A 23,411-nucleotide genomic window follows, 5' to 3' on the forward strand; every position below is an offset into this window, starting at 1 on the left:
TCTGCAATGAAAGCTTTTGATGAGTGCGCAGGGATCAAGCACGAAAATATCCGTAAAGCCCTTCAATCTTTGCGAATCATGCCGGCCGCGCACTGCCTTCGTTCGGAAATTAGCAATGGCGCATGCTACTGTTAGACTGGATTTTCGCCAGTGCGGTAGGAGGCATTCGGCGAGGATATTTTACGCAATCGGTGACTGCGATCTCGGGAGGAGAGCAGATGCTAGCGACGAGCGTATCGCTTGACGACAAATATACAGCAGATGAAGGCCGCGTCTTCATGACCGGACTGCAGACCCTCGTGCGTCTACCGATGACCCAGATGCGCCGCGACCGCGCCGCCGGCCTCAACACCGCAGCCTTCATATCCGGCTATCGCGGGTCGCCGCTCGGCGGCTACGATCAGCAGCTTCTGAAAGCCAAGACCTATCTCGACGCGCATGACGTCACCTTCCAGCCCGGCATCAACGAAGACCTTGCGGCCACCGCCATCTGGGGCACGCAACAAGTCGGTCTGTCCCCCGGCGTGCGCAAGGATGGCGTGCTCGGCATATGGTACGGCAAGGGTCCTGGCGTCGACCGCTCCGGTGATGTGCTGAAACATGGCAATGCCGCCGGCACGTCGAAACATGGCGGCGTCCTCTGTTTCGCGGGCGACGATCATTCCGCCAAATCCTCCACGATCCCGCACCAGACCGACCATGATTTCATGTCGGCGGTCATCCCGGTCATCTATCCATCCTCGATCCACGAATTCCTCGAATATGGCCTGCTCGGCATCGCCATGTCGCGCTATTCCGGCTGCTGGGTGGGCATGAAATTCATTGCCGACACGATTGAGACGACAGCCGCGGTCGATCTCTCAGGCGAGAAGCGGCAATTCGTGCTGCCGACCGATTTCGATCTGCCGCCCGGCGGCCTGAACCTGCGTTGGCCCGATACGCCGCTGATGCAGGACGATCGTCTGCAGACCTACAAGGCCTATGCCGCTATCGCCTTTGCCCGCGCCAATCGCGTCGATGAAATCACCCATGATGTGCCCAATGCCCGCTTCGGCATCATCTCCTCCGGCAAGGCGTATGAAGACGTACTGCAGGCGCTGCGCGAACTCGAAATCGGCCCGAAGGAAATGGCCGCAATCGGCCTGCGTATTTTGAAAGTCCGTATGCCGTGGCCGTTGGAGCCGGAAGCGGTCCGGCATTTTTCCGAAGGGTTGGACGAGGTGCTGGTTGTCGAGGAGCGGCGCGAGATCATCGAAAATCAGATCAAGCAGCAGCTCTTCAATTGGCGCGCCGATGTCCGTCCGCGCATCGTCGGCAAGTTCGATGAGCACGACAAGCCCTATCTCAGCCTGTCGGCGGCGCTGACGGTTGGTGCGGTGGCACGGGCTATTGCCGGGCGCATCGTCAAGCTGGATCTCGATCCTTCGCTGCACGACCAGATCGCCGCCAAGCTCGCCTATCTTGCCGAACGCGGCCAGATCAGCCGCACGCATGTCGCGCCCTTGCAGCGTACGCCGTTCTTCTGTTCCGGCTGCCCGCACAACACATCCACCCGCGTGCCGGAAGGCAGTCGCGCCATGGCGGGCATCGGCTGCCACTACATGGTCACCTGGATGGACCGAAACACCCAGACCTTCACGCAGATGGGTGGCGAGGGCGTGCCCTGGACGGCAATTGCCCGTTACACCGACGAGAAGCACATGTTCGTCAACCTCGGTGACGGCACCTATTTCCATTCCGGCATTCTCGCCATCCGCCAATCGGTCGCCGCCAAGGTCAATGTTACCTACAAGCTGCTCTACAACGACGCCGTTGCCATGACCGGCGGTCAGCCGATCGACGGTTATCTGACGCCTCAACTCCTGACCCGTCAGTTGCATGGCGAGGGCGTTTCGCCGATCTATCTGCTCGCGGAAAATCCTTCGGCCTATGCAGCATCGGACCTGGCTCCCGGCGTCAAGGTGCTGCATCGCGATAATATCGATCAGGTGATGCTGACGCTGCGCGAAACCGAAGGCTGCTCGGCGATCGTCTATGTCCAGACCTGCGCGGCGGAAAAACGCCGCCGCCGGAGCCGTGGCCTGATGGAGGACCCGGCCAAGCGCGTCTTCATCAATCCGGCTGTCTGCGAAGGCTGCGGCGATTGCTCGGTGCAATCCAACTGCATCTCGGTCGAGCCGCTAGAGACGGAGTTCGGCCGCAAACGGCAGATCAACCAATCGAGCTGCAACAAGGACTTCTCCTGCGTCAAAGGCTTCTGCCCGTCTTTCGTGACCGTCCATGGCGGCAAGCGCCGCAAACGCAAGGCGCTGGAACACGCGGATGCCAAGGTGCCGATGCCGGAGGTCCCGGTGATCGGCGAGCATCCCTGGAACATCGCGATCGCCGGCGTCGGCGGTACCGGTATCCTGACGATCGGTGCCATCCTCGGCATGGCGGCTCATCTCGACGGCAAGGTGCCGATGATCCTCGACATGGCCGGTCTCGCGCAGAAGGGCGGCGCGGTGATGAGCCATCTGCGCATTGGTTATAGCGAAGCCGACGTCACCTCGTCGCGCATCGTCAACGGCGGCGCCGACCTGCTGCTCGCTGCCGACGAAGTGGTCGGCGCGTCCAAGGATGCGATTACGCTGTGTGCCTCGAACCGCACGACGGCCATCGTCAATACCGGCCTCATGCCGGTCGCTGATTTCGTTCGCAACCGCGATTTCGATTTCAAGATCGGCTCGATTCAGCACACCATCGCCAAGACCGTCAGTGACAAATCCGTCTTCCTCGATTTTGGTCATGTGGCAAGCGAGGTCACCGGTGATGCCATGTCGACCAATATTCTTCTCACTGGCTTTGCCTGGCAGCGCGGCTTGCTGCCGCTGTCGCTGGAAGCCATCGAGAAGGCGATCGAGCTCAACGGCGTCGCCGTGAAAGCCAGCCTCTCGGCCTTCCACTGGGGCCGTCTGCTGGCGCATGATCCGCAGGCCGTAAAGGAGATGATGACGGAGCCGGATGCCGACAAGACACTTGCAGAGATGAGCCTCGACGAGTTGATTGCCCACCGCAAGGGGCATCTGACTGCCTATCAGAACGCCGCACTTGCCGATCGCTATGGCGCGTTCGTCCAGCGTGCAATCGCCGCGGCTGCCAGGGAACGGCTTTCGGACAAGGTGCCCTTCGCCGTCGCCACGACCTATGCGCGGGTGCTGGCCTATAAGGACGAATATGAGGTGGCGCGGCTGCTGACCGATCCGGCCTTCGAGGCGCATTTACGCGACGAGATGGAAGGCGATTTCAAGCTGGCCTTCAATCTCGCGCCGCCGATGCTGGCCGGCAAGGATCCGAACGGCCGACCGAAGAAGCGGGAATTCGGCCCCTGGATATTGCCGCTGCTACGCAGGCTCGCGCCGATGAAGCGGTTGCGCGGTACGGTCTTCGATCCCTTCGGCTATATGCGGGAGCGCCGGCTGGAACGTCGGTTGATCGGCGAATACGAGGCGATTGCCGGCCGCGTTCTCAACGGCCTGCGCGCGGGTAATGAAACGGAGGCCCTTGCCATCCTGTCGTTGTTTGATGAAATCAGAGGCTTCGGACCGGTCAAGGAGGCGGCGGCCCGCAAGGTCATGGCGCGGATCGCCGAGAAGCTGAAGACCTATGAAATAGCGGAGGAGAAGCATCAGGTTCCTGCCGATGCGGCATGATGGTCTCAAAGAGGGGCGCGAGGAGAGTATGATCCTCAATGGCGCATAGCCATTCCGGGATCATGCATCGGGAAAAGCGGGAGGAGAAGGCAATGTATGCTGGAGGATTGAACTTTGCGCTCGGGGAGGAGATCGAGGCGCTGCGTGATAGCGTGCGCCGCTTTGCCGGTCAGCGCATCGCACCGCTCGCTGACGAGTTCGACCGCAACAATGGTTTTCCGATGGAGCTGTGGCGGGAAATGGGGGATCTCGGGCTGCTCGGCATCACCGCCGACGAAGCCTATGGCGGCGCCGGCCTCGGCTATGTAGCGCATGCGGTCGCCATGGAAGAAATCAGCCGCGCCTCGGCCTCCGTCGGTCTGAGCTACGGAGCCCATTCCAATCTCTGCGTCAACCAAATCAACCGCAACGGCACCGACGAGCAGAAGGCGCGTTACTTGCCTAAATTGATCTCCGGCGAACATATCGGCGCGCTTGCCATGTCGGAGCCCGGCTCGGGTTCCGATGTCGTTTCGATGAAGCTTCACGCCGAAAAGCGCGGCGACCGCTATGTGCTGAACGGCAGCAAGATGTGGATCACCAACGGTCCGGATGCCGACGTGCTGGTCGTCTATGCCAAGACCGCGCCGGACGCCGGCCCGCGCGGCATCACCGCTTTCCTGGTCGAGAAGGGTTTCGAGGGGTTCTCCGTGGGCCAGAAACTCGACAAGCTCGGCATGCGCGGCTCCAGCACCTCGGAGCTGGTTTTTATCGATTGCCAGGTGCCGGCGGAAAATGTGCTAGGTCAGATCGATGGCGGCGTCCGGGTACTGATGTCCGGCCTCGACTACGAGCGCGTCGTCCTGTCGGGTGGCCCGCTCGGCATCATGGCCGCCTGCATGGACGTGGTGCTGCCCTATCTGCATGAACGCAGGCAATTCGGCCAGCCGATCGGCGAATTCCAGCTCATGCAGGGCAAGCTTGCCGACATGTATGTGACCATGAATGCCGCCCGCGCCTATGTTTATGCGGTCGCCGCCGCCTGCGATCGCGGCGAAACGAACCGCAAGGACGCTGCGGGCTGCATTCTCTATGCTGCTGAAAAGGCGACCGCTATGGCGCTCGAATGCATTCAGGCCCTCGGCGGCAATGGCTATACCAACGACTATCCCGCCGGCCGGCTTCTGCGCGATGCCAAGCTCTACGAAATCGGCGCCGGCACCTCCGAAATCCGCCGTATGCTGATCGGGCGGGAACTCTTTGCCGAGACCCTCTGATTTTGAAATTTCGCCCCCAATTTTGGTGATGCAGCATGACCGTCCTGAAGTCAGAAATAACCGCCCATTCGGACCGTTTCAGGGACAATCGCGCCGCGATGCTGGAGGCGATCGGCGTGGCAAAGGCGGCGGTCTTGCGGGCGGCGGAGGGCGGCGGTGCGCAGGCGCGCGAGCGCCATGTCAGCCGCGGCAAGATGCTGCCGCGTGACCGGGTGGCAGGATTGATCGATCCGGCGACGCCCTTTCTCGAAATCGGTACGACGGCTGCGCATGGCATGTATGGCGATGAAGCGCCGGGTGCGGGGTTGATCGCCGGCATCGGCCGCGTGGTGGGCCGCGATTGCATGATCGTCTGCAACGACGCCACCGTAAAGGGCGGCACCTACTATCCGATCACGGTGAAGAAGCATTTGCGGGCGCAGGAGATTGCGGCGGAAAATAATCTGCCCTGCCTCTATCTGGTCGATTCCGGCGGAGCCAACCTGCCGAATCAGGACGAAGTCTTTCCCGATCGCGATCACTTCGGCCGCATCTTCTACAATCAAGCTAATATGTCGGCGGCCGGCATTCCGCAGATCGCTGTGGTCATGGGTTCATGCACCGCCGGCGGCGCCTATGTGCCGGCCATGTCCGACGAGACCATCATCGTCGAGGGGCAGGGGACGATCTTTCTTGCCGGGCCGCCGCTGGTCAAAGCCGCGACCGGTGAGGTGGTTTCGGCCGAAGATCTTGGCGGCGGCGATGTGCATACGCGTCTTTCCGGCGTCGCCGATCATCTGGCGCGCGACGATGCCCATGCGCTGGCCTTGGCGCGGCAGGCCGTTGCCAATCTCAATCGCCACAAACCGACAACTGTGGAGCTGCGGGAGCCGGAGCCGCCGCTCTACGATCCGGAAGACATGCTCGGCATCGTGCCCTCCGATCTGCGCACGCCCTACGATGTTCGCGAAGTCATCGCGCGCATCGTCGACGGCTCGCGCTTTGACGAATTCAAGGCGCGCTATGGCGCGACACTGGTCTGCGGCTTTGCCCATATCCACGGCATTCCCGTCGGCATCATCGCCAACAACGGCGTGCTGTTTTCGGAATCGGCGCTGAAGGGTGCGCATTTCGTTGAACTTTGCTCGCAGCGGAAAATCCCGCTGGTCTTCCTGCAGAATATCACCGGCTTCATGGTCGGCCGGAAATACGAGACGGAAGGCATCGCCAAGCACGGAGCCAAGCTGGTGACGGCTGTGGCGACGACGAGGGTGCCGAAGATCACCATGCTAATCGGCGGTTCTTTCGGCGCCGGCAACTACGGCATGGCCGGCCGTGCCTATTCTCCGCGCTTTCTCTGGACCTGGCCCAACAGCCGTATCTCCGTCATGGGCGGAGAGCAGGCGGCCGGCGTGCTGGCGACGGTACGTGGCGAGGCCCTGGCGCGCGCCGGCAAGCCTTGGACGAAGGAGGAAGAGGCAGCCTTCAAACAGCCGACGCTCAAGATGTTCGAGACCCAGAGCCACCCGCTCTATGCCTCGGCGCGTCTCTGGGACGACGGCATCATCGACCCACGCAAGAGCCGCGATGTGCTGGCGCTGTCGCTCTCGGCCGCGCTCAATGCGCCCATCGAAGACACTCGCTTCGGCCTGTTCAGGATGTGAGGAGATTGAGATGAAACGCGACATCATCAATGCCAAGAATGCACCTCAGCCACGTGGCGGCTATGCCCAGGCCGTGAAACTCGAAAATTTCGAGAGATTGCTGTTTGTCAGCGGCCAGATTCCGACAACCGCGGACGATGCGCTTCCCGACGGCTTTCCGGCGCAGGCGCGTCAGGTCTGGCTCAATGTTGACGCTCAGCTCAAGGCGGCCGGCATGAGCAAGGCCGATATCGTCAAGGTCACCACCTATCTCGCCGACCGCCACCATACGATCGAGAACCGCGAGATCCGCAGTGAGTATTTGGGCCCGCTCACCCCGGCGATGACGGTGGTGATATCGGGCATTTTCGACACCGCATGGCTGCTCGAAGTCGAGGTCGTCGCCGCGCAATAGGGTTTGCCGATGTTTTCGAAGATATTGATCGCCAATCGCGGAGAAATCGCCTGCCGGATCGTCCGTACGGCAAGGCGGATGGGCATTCGCACGGTCGCCGTTTATTCCGACGCCGATATCGCCGCACTGCATGTGGCACTGGCCGATGAGGTGGTCCATATCGGCCCGGCAACGGCGAGCGAAAGCTATCTTTCGAAGGAGCGGATCATCGCTGCCGCACGGCGATTCGGCGCCGAGGCCGTTCACCCCGGCTACGGCTTTCTCTCGGAAAATGCCGATTTCGCAGAGGCCGTCGAAGCGGCCGGACTGGTTTTCATTGGCCCATTCCCAGCCTCAATCCGCGCCATGGGCCTGAAGGATGCGGCCAAGGCGTTGATGGAGCGCGCCGGCGTGCCTGTCGTTCCCGGCTATCACGGTGATAAGCAGGACGCGGTGTTCCTCGCGGAGCGGGCAGCGGAGATCGGCTTTCCCGTGCTGATCAAGGCACGGGCCGGCGGCGGCGGCAAGGGTATGCGGCGTGTCGATCGGCCGGAGGATTTCGCGTCTGCGTTGGAAGCGGCGAGACGCGAGGCGAAATCGGCCTTCGGTGATGATGCGGTGCTGATCGAAAAATATCTGACCCAGCCCCGTCACATCGAGATGCAGGTCTTCGGCGACAGCCATGGCAACGTCGTCCATCTCTTCGAGCGCGATTGCTCTCTGCAGCGGCGGCACCAGAAGGTGATCGAGGAGGCGCCTGCGCCCGGCATGACGGAAGAGATGCGCAGCGCCATGGGCGAAGCTGCCGTCCGCGCGGCGCGGGCCATCGACTATCGCGGCGCCGGCACGGTCGAGTTCATTGCCGATGTCTCCGAAGGCCTGTCGCCGGATCGTTTCTTCTTCATGGAAATGAACACCCGCCTGCAGGTCGAGCATCCCGTCACCGAGGCGATCGCCGGGGTCGATCTGGTCGAATGGCAATTGCGGATTGCCGGCGGCGAACCCTTGCCGAAGAGCCAAGCCGAGCTTGCCATCGAGGGCTGGGCTTTCGAGGCGCGGCTTTATGCCGAAGACCCGTTGCGGGGTTTTCTGCCGGCGACCGGCACGCTCTCCCATCTCAGATTTCCCGACGGCGATGTCCGCATCGACACCGGCGTGCGCCAGGGCGATAGCATCACCCCGCATTACGATCCTTTGATCGCCAAGCTCACTGTCCACGCCCCAACTCGCCAAGCCGCCCTCGCCAAGCTGGCGCGAGCGCTGCAGGATACGCAGATCGCCGGAACAACAAGCAATCTCGATTTCTTGGTCCGCTTGAGCCAACAGCCGGATTTCGTTGCGGGCCATCCGGATACGGGCCTGATCGACCGCGAGGCAGAGACGCTGACCGCAGCACCGATACCAGACGATATCGCGCTTGCCATCGCTGCCATCTTCGAGGCGGGAGCCTTGGCGCGGTCCTTTGCGCGCGACCCCTGGCAAGCGCTTGGCGCCTGGCAGCTTTGGGGCGAGGTGAGCCGGCCTGTTACGCTGCATCACAGTGGCGGCCATACGAACTGCCGCGTGATTGCGAAAGGACAAGATCTCTTCTCGGTGCATTTCGATGATAACGCTGTCGCCGTTCGCATCATCAACCGCAATGATGACGGCTGCCGTGTGGAGATCGACGGGCAGCAATTGCGTGCCGACTTTTTCCAAACGCCGCATGACATGACGCTGTTCCTCGATGGCCGCACCCATCATTTCCATCGGCCTGACCCCTTGGATGGCGCCGAGGAAGAGGCCGCCGGTGGCGACCGGCTGGTTGCGCCTATGCCCGGCCTCATCAAGATTGTTCGGGTTCAGGAAGGCGATATGGTGGCGAAGGGTGAGGCGCTGATCGTCATGGAGGCCATGAAGATGGAGCTGACGCTGACGGCGACGCGCGACGGTGTGGTGGAAAGCCTGCATGTCGGCGAAGGCGATCAGACCAGCGAAAGCGCCGTCCTGCTGTCGCTCCGGCCGGAGGATGCGCAATGACCGAGCGTCCTTCCAACCATGTCACCATCGTCGAAATGGCACCACGAGACGGCCTGCAGAACGAGAAACGGCTGATCGACACGGACACCAAGATCGAATTGGTGGATCTGCTTTCCGACTGCGGTTTCGAGCGTATCGAGGTCACCAGCTTCGTCAGTCCGAAATGGGTGCCGCAGCTCGCCGATGCTGCCGGGGTCATGGCAGGCATCAAACGGAAGCCTGGTGTCCGCTATGCGGTGTTGACGCCGAATATGCAGGGGTTCGAGGCGGCGCTTGCCGCCGGCGCCGATGAGGTGGCGATCTTCGCATCGGCCTCCGAAAGCTTTTCGATGCGCAATATCAATTGCTCCATCGCCGAAAGCATAGAGCGTTTCCGGCCGGTGGCGGCCGCAAGCCGCGACCGCGGTATTCCGCTGCGCGGCTACGTCAGTTGCGTCGTTGAATGCCCTTATGAGGGCGCGGTGCCGCCGGCGAATGCAGCAAGCGTCGCTCGGCAATTGCGGGAGCTCGGCTGCTACGAGATCAGCCTCGGCGATACGATCGGCAGGGGCGAACCGGAGGCAGTGGACAGAATGCTGGAAGCCGTGCTTGCCGATCTTCCCGCCGCGATGCTGGCCGGCCATTTTCACGATACATCGGGCCGGGCGCTGGACAATATCGGCGTAGCCCTGGATCGGGGCCTGCGTGTGTTCGATGCCGCCGCCGGCGGTCTCGGCGGCTGTCCTTTCGCGCCCGGCGCCAAAGGGAATGTCGATACCGTGTCAGTTCACCACTATCTGGCATTGCATGGCTTCGAGACTGGCCTCGATGACGAGAAACTTGCCAACGCCGCCGCCTTTGCCCGTAGCCTCAGGAGCGCCGCATGACATCGCAAACCATCCATATCGCCATCGAGGAACGTGGCGTCGCCCGCCTGACTTTGGCGCGCCCGGAAAAACACAACGCCCTGTCGGTTGAAATGATCGATGCCCTGACCGAGGCTGCTTACGATCTTGGCAGGGATGCGAGCGTGCGCGTCGTGGTGCTTACGGGCGAGGGCGCGAGCTTCTGCGCCGGTGGCGATCTCGGTTGGATGCGGGCGCAGTTCGAAGCCACTCGTGCCGGCCGCATCGTTGAAGCCCGGCGGCTCGCGATGATGTTCAAGGCCCTGAACGAATTGCCGAAGCCGCTGATCGCCCGTGTGCACGGCAATGCCTTCGGCGGCGGCGTCGGCATCCTCAGCATCTGCGATCTGGTCGTTGCGGCCGCGACTGCCCGCTTCGGCCTGACGGAAGTTCGCCTCGGCATCATCCCCGCCACCATCAGCCCCTATGTCGTTGCCCGCATTGGCGAGGCCAAGGCCCGTCCGCTTTTTCTTTCCGGCAAAGTCATCGACGCCTGGCAAGCCCACGCCGCCGGCCTCTTGTCCCGCGTCGTCCCAGAGGATGCACTCGACGAAGCCATCGAATCTGAAATCCGTCATCTCCTCGCCGCCTCGCCACAGGCGGCTGCGCGCGCCAAGGCATTGGCCCGTTCCCTCGGCATGCCGATCACCGACGAGCTCATCGACCATGTCATCACGCAACTGGCCGACACGTGGGAGACGGAGGAAGCAAGGGAAGGGGTAGCGGCATTCTTCGAGCGGCGGGAGCCAAGCTGGAGATAGGACGTCTACGTCAACCTGTTTTTCTCTATTGTCAGTTGTGGAAAATCTTCGCGCCCTGTTACCGTCAAGTCACCGGAAGCCGGTTTGTCCCAGCGAAAGCCGATGACAGCGCCTTTTTCCACTTGTTGGAACAGATTGTCGGAAATGACAGCCGCACCCGCGCCGTCGGCAACGGAGACGGCGCAGCCGATGGGTGCTTGGCGGATGATATTGCCATTAGCGACGATGTTGCGGAGATAGGGACCCCAGCCGAGTTTCAGGCCCCAGAGCGGGGCGCTTTCGATGAGGTTCGAGGCAATTAGCGTATCGGCTTCGGCCGAGATTCCGATGCCGAAGCCGCTTTCCTGAGGGTAGGGTCCGGTCAGCGACAGGTTGCGGATGATATTGCCGGTGACACTAGCGAGCCGCCCGCCCTTGTCGAAATTGGCAATCGCGATACCGTTTGCCGCGCCGTCGACGAGATTGTTGCTGACCACGGCGCCTTCGAACTCGAATTCGCAGAAGATCGCCGTTTCGCCGGAGCGCAGGCATTGATTGCCTGTGATTTGCACGTTCGATGCCGAATTGGCGCGGACAGCAGTGAAGGCGCAATCGGCGATGTGGTTTCCGGAGACCAGGACATCGTCGGCGCGAAAGATATTGATGCCGTTGCCGTTCTGGCCGGTGCCGCCATCATTGGCGCCGATGCGGGCGATGCGATTGCCGGTGACGATGCTGCCGTCTGCGCCCTTGTCCCAACGATGGATGAGAATGCCGCCATTACCGCAATCCTCGACAGTATTGCCGGTGACCGTCAGTCCGGTCGACTGGACGGAATAGAGGCCGGCTTCTGCGGCGCCCGATATGCGGCTGCGTTCGATCCGCCCGCCGCAGCGCTCCAGTTGCAGCGCATGTTTGCGGCTGCCGGCGATTTCGCAATTGTCGATCAGCACCTGATCAACGCCGGTAAATTGCAGCAATCCGCCGGCATAGTCGGCAAGCCAGCGATTGCCGCCATCAACAACGAGACCGGAGAGTTCGATGCGCCTGGCCTTGTCGGCGCTCATCAGATGGCCTTCGCCGCCATAGACGAGCCGCGAAGCGCCGGGAATGCCGGTGATGCGGGTATTGTCGGGCAGCGAAAGGTTCGAGACATCGTAGTTGCCTGGCGGCAGGAAGACCGGCGCGTTGTTGCGCGCGGCGTTATCAATCATCGCCTGGAGCTTGCCGCTTCTGATATCGCTGGTGCCCGGCGTCGCCCTATAGGCGATGGCATCGATCGGTCCACGCATCTCGGCACCCGCGATCTTGGCGAGCGGCGCAGCAAAGGCGTGCGAAGCAAATAGGTCGGTTGCAGCCGAGGCGGCGATATAGGCGAGGAACGCGCGACGCTGGACCATGTGAACTCCTGGATTGAGCCTTCCGGAAGCAGAAAGCGTGCCACGCGCATCTGTCTCGATTTGGCACGGAAAGAAGCCTGATCTTGCCAAGATGGGCCCCTTATTTTTCGGCCATTTCGCCCTTTTATTCTTTCGTTCACCCATCTGCTTAAGAGGCTTGAAGGAAGCGCGAACTATAATGATCGCGTTTCGGTTGTGACATTTGAGGAGGCCGTGGTTGCGGCCGGGTTGGGAGAATGCGCCTCATGAATAAGCCGGCTTTTCAGCATGCGCGGACAGGCGAGCGTGGTCGTTCGCTTGATGTCGAGACGGAGCGCCTGTTGGCAGCTACGCAGGCGCTGATGGCGGCGAACGCGCACCACGTCGCCGATGGCATCGAGCAATTGCGCCTCAAGGCGATCGTGCATGAGCTGCCGGACTTTCTCTTCGTCAAGGATCGGGAAAGCCGCTTTGTCTTCGCGAATGCCGCCACGGCAAAAAGTCTCGGCTTGGAAAGAGCGAGCGCGATCACCGGAAAGACTGATTTCGATCTGGTGCCGCTGGAGCGGGCGACGAAATATTTCCGTATCGAGCAGGAAATCATCGCTACCGGCAAGCCGCGGCTCGATATGGAGGACGTCATTCCCTCTGCGACCGGCGGCAAGCCGGTCTATCGGTTGACCTCGAAGTTACCGCTGCGCAATGACCGCGGCGAGGTGATCGGCCTGATCTGCATTTCACGCGATATCACCGAGCGCAAGCGCCAGGAGCATCTGCGCCGCAGCCAGGCCGAGCTATTGGAGATGATCGCCAAGAGCGAGCCGCTGGAGATGATCCTCGAGGCGGTGGTGTTGATGGTCGAGGATCAACTTACCGATATCAAAGGATCGGTGCTGCTGCTGGATCCGGAAGGCATCCATCTCTCCCATGGAGCGGCACCCAATCTGCCCGCTGCCTATAGCCGTCTGATCGATGGCGTCGCCATCGGCCCGAAAGTCGGCTCCTGCGGCACGGCCGCCTGGCGCGGCAAGCCAGTCTTCGTCAACGACACCCAGACGGATCCGCTCTGGGAGGACTTTTGTGTTCTGGCCGCGCAATTCGGCCTACGCTCATGCTGGTCGACGCCGATCATGACCTCGCAGGGCAATGTGCTTGGCACTTTCGCGCTTTATTCCGGCACCGTGCGCGAGCCGACCGAACGCGAGCTGGAGCTGGTTGCCATGGCGACCCACATCGCTGGCATCGCCATCGAGCGCAAGCGCGCCGAAGACCGCATCTATTTCATGGCCCATCATGACGACCTGACGGGTCTGCCGAACCGCGCCTTTCTCAAGGAGAACATGGCGAAAATCCTGTTCAAGGCGCGCCGAAACGGCCGCAAGGTGACGGTCGCTTATGTCGATCTCGACAATTTCAAGCAGGTCAATGACAGCCGCGGCCACAGCGCCGGCGATGAGCTGTTGAAGGAGTTGACGGCGCGCATGGTCGATAGCCTCAGGGCTTCCGATATGGTGGTGCGCCTCGGCGGCGACGAATTCCTGCTGGTCATCGTCCATCAGTCGCGCCACGACACTGGCATCACGCGGCGGCTGCGTGAACTGCAGAAGGCGATCACGCAGCCGGTGCTGATCGGGGAGATCGAGGTTGCCGTGACGAGCAGTATCGGCGTCGCAGCCTTTCCAGCCGATGGGGAGACGCCGGAGGAGCTGATCGCCTGCGCCGACGCGGCCATGTACAAGGCCAAGGAGCATGGCCGTAACCGGCTGCAATATCATATTCAGAGATCGGACGCGGCGGGCGTCATGCCGCTGAGCGAGCAGGAAGAATTACGCAAGGCGATCGGCGCCAAGCAGTTCTTTCTGGAATACCAGCCGCAGGTCGATGTCGCGAGCGGCCGGGTGGTCGGCCTGGAGGCGTTGGTGCGCTGGCGTCATCCGCGCCACGGCATGCTGCCGCCCGGTCAGTTCATCCCGCTGGCGGAAGAATCCGGGCTGATCATCCCGCTCGGCTTGTTCGTGCTGAACGAGGCCTGTCGACAGGCCAAGGAATGGCAGGAAATGGGCCTGCCGCCGGTTACGGTCGCCGTCAATGTTTCGGCTCGGCAATTCAGCGATCCGGCGCTTGCCGTGCACGTCACCGAAGCTCTGGAAGCAAGCGGCCTCGGCGCGCAATGGCTGGAGCTTGAGTTGACGGAGAGCACGCTGATGCATGACGTGCCGCGCGCCCTGCATGTGATGCAGGCACTGAAGGCGCTTGGCGTGCGTCTTTCCATCGACGATTTCGGCACCGGCTATTCCAGCTTGGCGGCGCTGAAGACTTTTCCCTTCGACCGTCTCAAAATGGATCGCTCCTTCGTTGAGGCGTTGCCGCGCGACGAGACGACCGTCGCCATCGCCTCCACCGTCATCTCGCTTGCACGGCTGCTGCGTCTGGCGGTCGTCGCCGAAGGAGTGGAAACGGACGAGCAACTCGAGTTCCTGCGTCAGAGTCAGTGCCATGACGCCCAGGGCTTCTATTTCTCGCGGCCGGTCGGAGCGGCGGAAATCCCGAGGATTCTGACGAACGCCTACGATCGCCTCGCTTGAACCCATCCCTGTCCGCTGTAATTCTGCCTCCTATTAGCCGGCCCTTGAATTGATTCTGTATTGGGCTTTGCGCGAAGAGGGGAAGTGGATTTATGGGCAAGGGGCGTATCGAAGCCTTTTCCGATGGCGTGATCGCCATCATCATCACCATCATGGTGCTGGAATTGAAAGTGCCGCATGGCGAGGGGGTGCAGGCGCTCGTACCGCTGATCCCGACGCTGCTTTCCTATGTTCTGAGCTTCGTCTACGTCGGCATCTACTGGAACAATCACCATCATATGTTCCAGGCGGTGAAACACGTCGGGGGCGGCGTGCTTTGGGCCAATCTGCATCTGCTGTTCTGGCTGTCATTGATGCCCTTTGCCACCGGCTGGATGGACGAAAACGACTTCGCCATGACGCCCGTGATGGTCTATGGCTTCGTCTTGCTAATGTGCGGTTTTGCCTATTACATCCTCGGCCAGATGCTGATCCGTGTGCATGGCAGGGATTCCGATTTTGCCCACACGCTCGGTTCGGATCGTAAAGCCGGAATTTCCGTTAGCCTTTACATCGTCGCGATCATACTTGCCGCCATCAACCCGTTTATCTCCCTCGGCATCTATTTCATCGTCGCCTGCATATGGCTGGTGCCGGATCGACGGTTCGAGCGGATGATGAAGTAGACGAGCAGCTTCGCGCTGTGGGCGACTCAGGAAGCGTGTTAGTCCTTCGCTATGCGTGTCGCAGCCTTTCAACGCTTGGCAATGTTTGATGCCGTCGACAAGACAGGCGATGTGCTTGCACGCGATCTGGCATGGGCGGAGGAGCAAGGCATCGACCTCGCGCTTTTCCCGGAGTGCTATCTTCAGGGACACAGCTACGACAAGGAAATTGCCAGACGACGTGCGTTGTCTCTCGATGATCCCGCTCTGAAGTCTCTGATCAACCGCTGTGCATCGGGGAAGACGACTGCGATCATCGGCCTTTTCGAGCGGCGCGGGGAGGCGATCTGCAATAGCGCTGTTGTCGTAAAGGCAGGGCAGATATGCGGGGTCTATGCCAAGGCGCATCCGCTGGAAAGCGGCTGCGTGCCCGGAACGGATTTTCCGGTCTGGACGCTCCGCGATTGGCGCTTCGGCATCAATATCTGTTCCGATCTCCGATATCCCTACACGGCGGCTCGGCTCGCCAGAAGGGGAGCCGGCCTCATCTGCAATCCCGTCAACCTGATGCTGCGGCCTCACAAGGCGGAGAAGTGGCATAAGCCCTGCTTATCGGGCCTACAGACATGCGCCAAACATACGGGATGCTGGGTCATGTCGGCTGATGTTGTCGGCGGCAATGACGATGGCTGGCTAAGTTACGGCAGCACCGCGATCGTCGATCCGAACGGTGTCGTCGTTGCGAAGGCGAAGCCGTATAGCGAGGACGTCCTCGTCTTCGACCTGCCTGATCGACAACCCGAATGCGGATTCGATCAAAAAGCGCCAATGATCGCTACATAATTGCACAAATCACGCTATCCTCTCCCCTATGAGACCGGATCAATTGCTGTATCCCGCCCCTGAGGGGCTGTTCTGTCCGATCGGTGGCTTCTATGTCGATCCGGTGCGGCCAGTCGAACGGGCGTTGATAACGCATGGACATTCCGACCACGCCCGCTCCGGACATGCCCAAGTGCTCGCCACGCGCCAGACGCTGGACATCATGCGGATACGCTATGGCGATGGCTTTTCCGGATCCGAGCAGGCGGTCGGTTTCGGCGAGGAGCTGATCATCAATGGCGTTCGGGTGCGGTTTCATCCGGCCGGGCACGTGCTTGGGTCTGCACAGATCGCGGTGGAGAAGGATGGGCTGCGCATCGTCGTTTCCGGCGATTACAAGCGACGGCCGGACCCGACCTGCGCCGCCTACGTGCCCGTTGCCTGCGACGTCTTCATTACCGAGGCGACCTTCGGACTGCCGGTGTTCCATCATCCCGATCCGCTGGACGAGACGGCGAAGCTGCTGGCTTCGCTCCGGCAATTTCCGGAGCGCACCCATCTCATCGGCGCCTATGCGCTCGGTAAGGCGCAGCGCGTCATCCGGCTGCTGCGCGATGCAGGTTACGACAAGCCTATCTATATTCACGGCGCGCTGGAGACATTGTGCGGCTATTATGCCGGGCAGGGCATAGTCCTCGGCGAGCTGTTGCCGGCAACGATCGAAAGCAGGGATCAATCGATCTTCAAGGGCGCTGTCGTCGTCGGCCCACCCTCGGCTTTCCAAGACCGCTGGGCGAGGCGGTTCCATGAGCCTCTCCCTGCCTTCGCGTCGGGCTGGATGATGGTGCGCCAGCGCGCCAAGCAGCTCGGCGTCGAGCTGCCACTGGTCATTTCGGATCATTGCGACTGGCCGGAGCTGACCGAGACCATCGCTGAGCTGAAGCCGGGCGAAGTCTGGGTCACCCATGGACGGGAAGAAGCCCTCGTGCGTTGGTGCGAATTGCAGGGCATCCCGGCCAAGCCATTGCATCTGATCGGCTATGAAGACGAGGGCGACTGATGAAAGCCTTTGCCGACCTCCTCGATCGCCTGGTGTTGACGCCGAGCCGCAATGGCAAGCTGAAGCTGCTCACCGACTATTTCCGCGAGACGCCTGACCCGGATCGCGGCTACGGTCTCGCCGCGATCGCCGGCACGCTGGAGGTGCGCAACGTCAAGCCGGCCATGCTGCGCGAGCTCGTGCTGGAACGCATGGACGAAGTGCTGTTTCGTTACTCTTATGACTATGTCGGAGACCTCGCCGAGACCATCTCGCTGGTCTGGGACAAGGAAAGCGATATCGTCCGCCCGGCGGGCGAACAGCCGAAGCTCGGCGAGGTGGTGCGCCGGATGAATGCGCTGGGGCGTACCGAGGTGCGCAGCTTCGTTCGTGACCTGCTCGACCGGCTGGACACGTCAGGCCGTTTTGCCTTCCTGAAGCTCGCCACCGGCGCGCTGCGCATCGGTGTGTCGGCGCGACTTGCCAAGCAGGCTTTGGCGGAGCTGAGCGGCAAGGACGTGACCGAGATCGAAACACTGTGGCACGGGTTGCAGCCGCCCTATGAAAGCCTGTTCCAATGGCTGGAGGGCAAGGGCGACAAGCCGGTGCTGGCGACGCCTGCGATCTTTCATTCCGTCATGCTCGCCAATCCCGTCGAGCCTGGCGATCTCACTGGGCTCGATCCCCTGGATTATGCCGCCGAATGGAAATGGGATGGCATCCGCGTCCAGCTTTCGCGGGCGGGAATGACGTGCAAGCTCTATTCCCGCTCCGGCGACGATATCTCCAGCGCCTTTCCGGACATCGTCGATGCCGTCAGCTTCGAGGGCGTCGTCGATGGCGAATTGCTGATCGGCGGCACGGCGCGCTCCAACAGCCCGACGCGTACCTTCTCCGACCTGCAGCAGCGGTTGAACCGCAAGACGGTGACGGCGAAGATGCTGGAGGAATATCCGGCCTTCATCCGTGCCTATGATCTGCTGTTCGATGGCGAAGAGGACGTGCGTGCCCGCGGCTTCCTCGATCGGCGTGAGCGGCTGACGGAAATTATCGAGGCAGCACCCCACGATCGCTTCGACCTCTCGCCGCTGGTCGAATTTACCTCCTGGGAGGAGTTGGACCAATTGCGTTCGTCTCCGCCCGATCCGGTTATCGAAGGCGTCATGATCAAGCGCCGCGACAGCGCCTATCTCGCCGGCCGTGCCAAGGGGCCGTGGTTCAAATGGAAACGCAATCCCTACAATGTCGATGCCGTGCTGATGTATGCCCAGCGCGGCCATGGCAAACGTTCCAGCTATTATTCCGATTTCACCTTCGGCGTCTGGTCGATGACGCCGGAGGGCGAACAACTGGTGCCGGTAGGCAAGGCCTATTTCGGCTTCACGGATGCAGAACTGGAAGTGCTCGACAAGTTCGTGCGCAACAATACGATCGATCGTTTCGGCCCGGTAAGGGCGGTGCGGGCCGATCGCGATTTTGGCTTCGTTCTCGAAGTCGCCTTCGAAGGGATCAACCGTTCGACGCGACATAAATCCGGTGTCGCCATGCGCTTTCCGCGCATTGCTCGTCTGAGACCCGACAAGCCGCCCTATGAGGCGGATCGGCTGGAAAATTTGGTGGCACTAATTGACGCCAAGGCTCCTGCCGTTGATGAATAAGTCAGGTCGATTCCTCACCACAATGTGAGTTGGCCCCGGCTTTCAACCCGTGCAGATTTCGATACTGCCGGGCATATTTGGACAGAGCATATGACAACGTCTGAAGACAACGCATTTCGCCCCGGTCGCCGCACCGTTCTTGCCGGTCTTGCCGTAACACTTTTTGCTCCCAACATCGCTAAGGCTGCCGAAACAAAGGTTCTCGAAACAAAGACGGTCGAGACCAAGGCTGCCGATCCCAAGATCGCCGCGAAAGCCGCGGAGGCGTCGGTCGATCCGCCGCTTTTGGCCGGCGATTATGCCAAGGAGCGTCACAAGTTCCGCACCGACCTTCTGAACAAAGGCCCGGCACCCGACAAATATGAACCGCTGGTCACACCATCGGACGCCGATCAGATTTTTTATCGCAGCGGTCTCGGCGGCGAGCTGGAGCTCGTTGCCTGGGTATCGCGCTATGAGCGCACGCCGAAGCCCAAACCGGCTGTGCTCTTCCTCCATGGGGGCAACGCCATCGGTCAGGGCCATTGGCTGTTAATGAAGCCTTACGTCGATGCCGGCTATGTCGTCATGATCCCGTCGATGCGCGGCGAAAACGGCCAAAAGGGCAATTTCTCGGGTTTCTATGACGAGGTTGCCGACGTTCTCGCTGCATCCGATCGTCTGCGCCACCTGCCGGGCGTCGACCCGCATCGTCTGTTCCTCGCGGGCCACAGCGTCGGTGGTACGCTGGCGATGCTGGCGGCAATGTCGGCCAAACGCTTCCGCGCGGCCACACCCATTTCAGGCAATCCGGATGCCTTCGCCTTCTTCCATCGTTATCCGGAGGATATCCGCTTCAACGCGAAAAATCCGCGCGAATTCCAGATGCGCTCGCCCGTCTGCTACGCCCACAGCTTCAAATGCCCCTTGAAGGTCATGCACGCCAGTGAAGAGACCAATTTGCAGGCCCGGGCGGCGCTGCTTTCGAAGCGTGCTCTTGCCGGCGGTGTAAAAATGGAATTGGCGACGGTTCAGGGCAATCACAACTCGGCGCTGCCGGGTGCGATCGAACAGAGCATCCAGTTTTTCCGGAGTGTGGCGGCCTAAACGGTCAGCCCATCAACCGGTCCACCAGCGCCGCCGCGGCTTCTGCAATCACCGTTCCCGGCGGAAAGATCGCGTCTGCGCCGGCGGTTTCCAATGCAGCGAAATCCTGAGGCGGAATGACGCCGCCGACCGCGATGAGGATACGACCGGCGTGGCGGCGGTTGAGCGCTTCCTTGAGTTCCGGCACCAGCGTCAAATGGCCGGCGGCAAGCGACGAAGCGCCGATGATGTCGGCGCCTTCCCGAACCGCGAGATCGGCCACTTCCTCCGGCGTCTGGAACATGGCGCCGACGACGACATCGAAACCGAGATCGGCGAAAGCCGTGGCAATGACCTTTTGCCCGCGGTCATGTCCGTCCTGCCCCATCTTGGCGACGAGGATGCGGGGCTTCTCGCCCTTTGCCTTGCGGAAAGTTTCCACCTTGGCAACCGCCTTGTTGAACAGAGGATCGGCGGTGCCGACTTCCTTGCGATAGACGCCGGATATGGTTCTGATTTCCGCAACGTGCCGGCCATAGGCCTTTTCCAGCGCCAGCGAGATTTCGCCGACCGTCGCACGTGCGCGCGCCGCTTTGACGGCGAAATCCAAGAGATTGCCGGTGCCGTTGCGCGCGGCATCGGTCAGAGCCTCCAGAGCGGTCTCAACCGCCGTTGTCTCGCGCGTGCCCTTCAATTGCTGCAGTTTCGAGAGCTGGCGGGCGCGGACTTCGGAATTGTCCACCTTCAGCACGTCGACTTCGATATCCCGTTCCGGTCGCGAGAAGTTGACGCCGACGACGGTCTGGTGGCCGCTGTCGATGCGCGCCTGCGTGCGGGCGGCCGCCTCTTCGATCCGGAGCTTCGGAATGCCCTTTTCGATGGCTTTTGCCATGCCGCCGAGTGCTTCGACCTCTTCGATATGGGTGAGCGCGCGGGCTGCCAGATCATGCGTCAGCCGCTCGACGTAGGCCGAGCCGCCCCAGGGATCGATGATACCGGTCGTGCCGGATTCCTTCTGCAGCAGGATCTGTGTATTGCGGGCGATGCGGGCCGAATGATCCGTCGGCAGAGCAAGCGCTTCGTCGAAGGAATTGGTGTGCAGGGACTGTGTGTGGCCCTGCGTTGCCGCCATGGCTTCGACCATGGTGCGGATGATGTTGTTCATCGGATCCTGCGCCGTCAGCGACCATCCGGACGTCTGGCTGTGGGTGCGCAGCGCCAGCGACTTCTCGTCCTTCGGCGCAAAGTTCTTCTGCATCAGTGCGGCCCAGATCAGCCGCGCCGCGCGCATCTTGGCGACTTCCATGAAGAAATTCATGCCGACCGCCCAGAAGAAGGAGAGGCGTGGCGCGAAGCTGTCGATATCGAGCCCGGCAGCCACCCCGGCACGGGCGTATTCGATGCCGTCGGCGATCGTATAGGCGAGCTCCAGATCCGCCGTCGCACCGGCCTCCTGCATATGGTAGCCGGAAATCGAGATCGAATTGAATTTCGGCATGCGCTGGCTGGTATAGCTGAAAATGTCCGAAACGATCCGCATCGAGGGCTGCGGCGGGTAGATATAGGTGTTGCGGACCATGAACTCCTTGAGGATGTCGTTCTGGATGGTGCCGGAGAGCTTATCCTCGGAAACGCCCTGTTCTTCGGCGGCGACGATATAAAGCGCCATCACCGGCAACACAGCGCCGTTCATGGTCATCGATACGCTCATTTCTCCGAGCGGGATGCCGTCGAAGAGCTGGCGCATGTCGAGAATGGAATCGATCGCCACGCCCGCCATGCCGACATCGCCTGCAACGCGCGGATGGTCGCTGTCATAGCCGCGATGGGTGGCAAGATCGAAGGCGACGGAGAGGCCTTTCTGCCCGGCCGCGAGATTGCGGCGGTAGAAGGCGTTCGATTCCTCGGCGGTGGAAAAACCCGCATATTGGCGGATGGTCCAGGGCTGCTGGACATACATGGTCGGATAGGGGCCGCGGACGAAGGGAGCTGCGCCAGGATAGGTGTCGAGGAAGTTCAACCCGGCAAGGTCAGCAGCGTCATAGACGCGCTTGACGGCGATGCCCTCCGGAGTTTGCCAGGCCGGGGCGTCGGTTTTTGAAGTAACCGCTTTCGGTCTCTTCCAGTCGATTTTGCTGAAGTCGGGGATAGTGGTCACCGAGCCGATACCTCCGCGAATTCCAATGCCGCCTTCATGCCCCAGCTCCCTCATCCAATCGCACCGGCATCAGTCCCATCCCGCCTGCGACCGGACTCAACTCCCCCAAAACCGGAACCGGTCGCTCCGCCTTCATCGCAAACAATGTCGTCCCCACAATCGGCTTTGCCACACGATTTGCCCGCGCTTCCTGCACCATCGCCGCTAATCGGCCACTGGCGATAAACTTCGCAAGCCCGCCATCCCGCTCGATGCCCGCAAAAATCTCCCAGGCCTTTTCCGCCAAAGCTTCGGTCAGCGCCTCGATGCCGCCAGCTCCGGCGGCCGGGTCGACGACATGGTCGAGATGGCTTTCGGCAATCAGGACGGTCTGCATATTGCGCGCCAGGCGCCGCGCCAGCGGATCGGGAATGCCATGGGTCAAGCTGTGCGGCAGCACGGAAATCTCGTCGGCGCCTCCGGTGCCGGCAGAAAAGACGGCTATCGTGTTGCGCAGGATATTGGTTTCCGGGTCGAGCCGCGTCAGCATGCGGTAGCTCGTTTCCATGTAGAGATGGGCGACCGGCGGGTCGGAAATGCCGCAAACCTCTGCGATGCGGGCAAAGATCATGCGTGCGGCGCGAGCTTTCGCCATGGTGACGAATTGGTTCTGATCGGCAGACAGACAGAGACTTGCTATATTGAGGGTCACTTCCGGCGCGACGCCTGCGTCATCCAATAGTTTCAGATGAGCGACGAGAGCCGCCGCCATGACGGCCAGTTCCTGCGCCTCCGTTCCGCCGGCATTGTGCACGGCGCGGCCATCGGCATTGAAAACGGTTCCGGCAAATCCCGCGTCATGGAGACGTTTGAAGCTGCCCGTCATCTCCCGCGTCGTGCTGGAGGCGAAAACGTCGAGGCCGAAATGCACGGTCGGGCGATGTTGGTTCTTCTCGAGCGCCGCCGCCAATGCCGCGGCAAAGGCCGGTGAGAGGCCGTCCAAGCGCAGCGAAATGGAATTGCCGGAAACAGCAGCCGCCAATCTTGCCGCAAGCACCCCCGTCTCGTTGTTGAGGCCGATACCAAAGGCCGAGGGGCTGCTTTTCGAGATCAGGCTGACGCCGTTGCTCCCGTTGGCGAGATCCTCGCCGAGCTGAAGGAAAGCGCGTTCGATATCCGGATCATCCATCCGCTGGCTGACGACCCAAGGTCTGTCGGTTTGCCGGCGGGTGAATGGCGCGGCATCGGAGCGGCGGGCATAGAGCGGCTCGATCGCGATGCCGTCATCCGTTCGCGATACCAGCGCCTCCTGGTAATCCGCGCCCTTCAGTGCCCGGTCCACCAGCTTGAGCCATGCCTCGCGGCTTACAGGAGCAAAAACGTTCGGGTCCAGACTGTCGATATTCATGCTATCCTCCGTCTTCCAATGGTCTAACCCAAGCCAGGGCAAGGGAAAACAGAAGTTTGGCCTATTG

At 61.5% G+C, this 23,411-nt stretch carries 16 protein-coding genes; 13 read left to right on the forward strand and 3 right to left on the reverse strand.

All coding sequences use genetic code 11. From position 1 onward, the window contains the following. The first annotated feature begins 218 nt into the window (after positions 1-218). From N2601_RS02945 to N2601_RS02975, 7 genes are all read left to right on the forward strand, one after another. A complete protein-coding gene (locus tag N2601_RS02945; RefSeq protein WP_104822364.1) occupies positions 219-3,692 on the forward strand; it encodes an indolepyruvate ferredoxin oxidoreductase family protein in 3,474 nt (1,157 codons plus the stop codon). A gap of 92 nt (positions 3,693-3,784) precedes the next feature. After that, positions 3,785-4,948 carry an isovaleryl-CoA dehydrogenase gene (locus tag N2601_RS02950; protein WP_104825019.1) on the forward strand — a complete coding sequence of 388 codons (1,164 nt, stop codon included), beginning with the start codon at positions 3,785-3,787 and terminating at the stop codon, positions 4,946-4,948. A 35-nt stretch (positions 4,949-4,983) separates the two neighbouring features. Further along, the gene (locus N2601_RS02955) at positions 4,984-6,591 is read left to right on the forward strand and encodes a carboxyl transferase domain-containing protein (protein ID WP_104822365.1); all 1,608 of its coding nucleotides are present in this window, start codon (positions 4,984-4,986) and stop codon (positions 6,589-6,591) included. 10 nt (positions 6,592-6,601) lie between these two features. After that, positions 6,602-6,985 (forward strand): RidA family protein, encoded by a 384-nt coding sequence (locus tag N2601_RS02960; RefSeq protein WP_104822366.1) that lies wholly within the window; start codon positions 6,602-6,604, stop codon positions 6,983-6,985. A 9-nt stretch (positions 6,986-6,994) separates the two neighbouring features. After that, the gene (locus N2601_RS02965) at positions 6,995-8,983 is read left to right on the forward strand and encodes an acetyl/propionyl/methylcrotonyl-CoA carboxylase subunit alpha (protein ID WP_104822367.1); all 1,989 of its coding nucleotides are present in this window, start codon (positions 6,995-6,997) and stop codon (positions 8,981-8,983) included. Further along, the gene (locus N2601_RS02970) at positions 8,980-9,849 is read left to right on the forward strand and encodes a hydroxymethylglutaryl-CoA lyase (RefSeq protein WP_104822368.1); all 870 of its coding nucleotides are present in this window, start codon (positions 8,980-8,982) and stop codon (positions 9,847-9,849) included. Before N2601_RS02965 ends, N2601_RS02970 begins: the two co-directional genes overlap by 4 nt. Continuing rightward, complete coding sequence (locus tag N2601_RS02975; RefSeq protein WP_104822369.1) at positions 9,846-10,628, forward strand: crotonase/enoyl-CoA hydratase family protein; 783 nt, start codon at positions 9,846-9,848, stop codon at positions 10,626-10,628. The genes N2601_RS02970 and N2601_RS02975 overlap by 4 nt, the downstream gene beginning before the upstream one ends. Before the next feature lie 5 nt (positions 10,629-10,633). On the opposite strand, the gene N2601_RS02980 is transcribed toward N2601_RS02975, so the two are convergent. Beyond that, on the reverse strand, positions 10,634-12,007 hold the full coding sequence (locus N2601_RS02980; protein WP_104822370.1) for a TIGR03808 family TAT-translocated repetitive protein: 1,374 nt from the start codon (positions 12,005-12,007) through the stop codon (positions 10,634-10,636). 245 nt (positions 12,008-12,252) lie between these two features. On the opposite strand from N2601_RS02980, the gene N2601_RS02985 reads away from it, so the two are divergent. The 6 genes from N2601_RS02985 (at position 12,253) to N2601_RS03010 (ending at position 19,820) form a co-directional block, all read left to right on the forward strand. Next, the gene (locus tag N2601_RS02985) at positions 12,253-14,571 is read left to right on the forward strand and encodes a sensor domain-containing protein (protein WP_104822371.1); all 2,319 of its coding nucleotides are present in this window, start codon (positions 12,253-12,255) and stop codon (positions 14,569-14,571) included. Between the two features lie 92 nt (positions 14,572-14,663). Beyond that, positions 14,664-15,236, forward strand: coding sequence for a TMEM175 family protein (locus tag N2601_RS02990; RefSeq protein WP_104822372.1), 573 nt, complete (start codon positions 14,664-14,666; stop codon positions 15,234-15,236). A gap of 81 nt (positions 15,237-15,317) precedes the next feature. Continuing rightward, positions 15,318-16,058, forward strand: a complete 741-nt coding sequence (locus N2601_RS02995; RefSeq protein WP_245463936.1) for a carbon-nitrogen hydrolase family protein — start codon at positions 15,318-15,320, stop codon at positions 16,056-16,058. 28 nt (positions 16,059-16,086) lie between these two features. Further along, positions 16,087-17,097 carry a ligase-associated DNA damage response exonuclease gene (locus N2601_RS03000; protein WP_104822374.1) on the forward strand — a complete coding sequence of 337 codons (1,011 nt, stop codon included), beginning with the start codon at positions 16,087-16,089 and terminating at the stop codon, positions 17,095-17,097. After that, on the forward strand, positions 17,097-18,734 hold the full coding sequence (locus N2601_RS03005) for a cisplatin damage response ATP-dependent DNA ligase (protein WP_104822375.1): 1,638 nt from the start codon (positions 17,097-17,099) through the stop codon (positions 18,732-18,734). The genes N2601_RS03000 and N2601_RS03005 overlap by 1 nt, the downstream gene beginning before the upstream one ends. 90 nt (positions 18,735-18,824) lie before the next feature. Beyond that, positions 18,825-19,820, forward strand: a complete 996-nt coding sequence (locus tag N2601_RS03010) for an alpha/beta hydrolase family protein (RefSeq protein WP_104822376.1) — start codon at positions 18,825-18,827, stop codon at positions 19,818-19,820. A gap of 4 nt (positions 19,821-19,824) precedes the next feature. On the opposite strand, the gene scpA is transcribed toward N2601_RS03010, so the two are convergent. Next, positions 19,825-21,957 carry a methylmalonyl-CoA mutase gene (scpA, locus tag N2601_RS03015; protein WP_104825020.1) on the reverse strand — a complete coding sequence of 711 codons (2,133 nt, stop codon included), beginning with the start codon at positions 21,955-21,957 and terminating at the stop codon, positions 19,825-19,827. A 34-nt stretch (positions 21,958-21,991) separates the two neighbouring features. Beyond that, positions 21,992-23,344 (reverse strand): methylmalonyl-CoA mutase family protein, encoded by a 1,353-nt coding sequence (locus N2601_RS03020; protein ID WP_104822377.1) that lies wholly within the window; start codon positions 23,342-23,344, stop codon positions 21,992-21,994. Positions 23,345-23,411: the final 67 nt, after the last annotated feature.

The sequence above is a fragment of the Rhizobium sp. CB3060 genome (assembly GCF_025200735.1).
Classification (GTDB): Bacteria; Pseudomonadota; Alphaproteobacteria; order Rhizobiales; family Rhizobiaceae; genus Rhizobium.

What these genes read in the sequence shown, in the direction of transcription:
- N2601_RS03000 (WP_104822374.1), top strand. Translation starts at nt 16,087, where the DNA reads ATGAGACCGGATCAATTGCTGTATCCCGCCCCTGAGGGGCTGTTCTGT.
- N2601_RS02995 (WP_245463936.1), top strand. Translation starts at nt 15,318, where the DNA reads ATGTTTGATGCCGTCGACAAGACAGGCGATGTGCTTGCACGCGATCTG.
- N2601_RS02960 (WP_104822366.1), top strand. Translation starts at nt 6,602, where the DNA reads ATGAAACGCGACATCATCAATGCCAAGAATGCACCTCAGCCACGTGGC.
- N2601_RS02975 (WP_104822369.1), top strand. Translation starts at nt 9,846, where the DNA reads ATGACATCGCAAACCATCCATATCGCCATCGAGGAACGTGGCGTCGCC.
- N2601_RS02985 (WP_104822371.1), top strand. Translation starts at nt 12,253, where the DNA reads ATGAATAAGCCGGCTTTTCAGCATGCGCGGACAGGCGAGCGTGGTCGT.
- N2601_RS03020 (WP_104822377.1), bottom strand. Translation starts at nt 23,344, where the DNA reads ATGAATATCGACAGTCTGGACCCGAACGTTTTTGCTCCTGTAAGCCGC.
- N2601_RS02955 (WP_104822365.1), top strand. Translation starts at nt 4,984, where the DNA reads ATGACCGTCCTGAAGTCAGAAATAACCGCCCATTCGGACCGTTTCAGG.
- N2601_RS03010 (WP_104822376.1), top strand. Translation starts at nt 18,825, where the DNA reads ATGACAACGTCTGAAGACAACGCATTTCGCCCCGGTCGCCGCACCGTT.
- N2601_RS02980 (WP_104822370.1), bottom strand. Translation starts at nt 12,007, where the DNA reads ATGGTCCAGCGTCGCGCGTTCCTCGCCTATATCGCCGCCTCGGCTGCA.
- N2601_RS02965 (WP_104822367.1), top strand. Translation starts at nt 6,995, where the DNA reads ATGTTTTCGAAGATATTGATCGCCAATCGCGGAGAAATCGCCTGCCGG.
- N2601_RS02990 (WP_104822372.1), top strand. Translation starts at nt 14,664, where the DNA reads ATGGGCAAGGGGCGTATCGAAGCCTTTTCCGATGGCGTGATCGCCATC.
- N2601_RS02970 (WP_104822368.1), top strand. Translation starts at nt 8,980, where the DNA reads ATGACCGAGCGTCCTTCCAACCATGTCACCATCGTCGAAATGGCACCA.
- N2601_RS03005 (WP_104822375.1), top strand. Translation starts at nt 17,097, where the DNA reads ATGAAAGCCTTTGCCGACCTCCTCGATCGCCTGGTGTTGACGCCGAGC.
- N2601_RS02945 (WP_104822364.1), top strand. Translation starts at nt 219, where the DNA reads ATGCTAGCGACGAGCGTATCGCTTGACGACAAATATACAGCAGATGAA.
- N2601_RS02950 (WP_104825019.1), top strand. Translation starts at nt 3,785, where the DNA reads ATGTATGCTGGAGGATTGAACTTTGCGCTCGGGGAGGAGATCGAGGCG.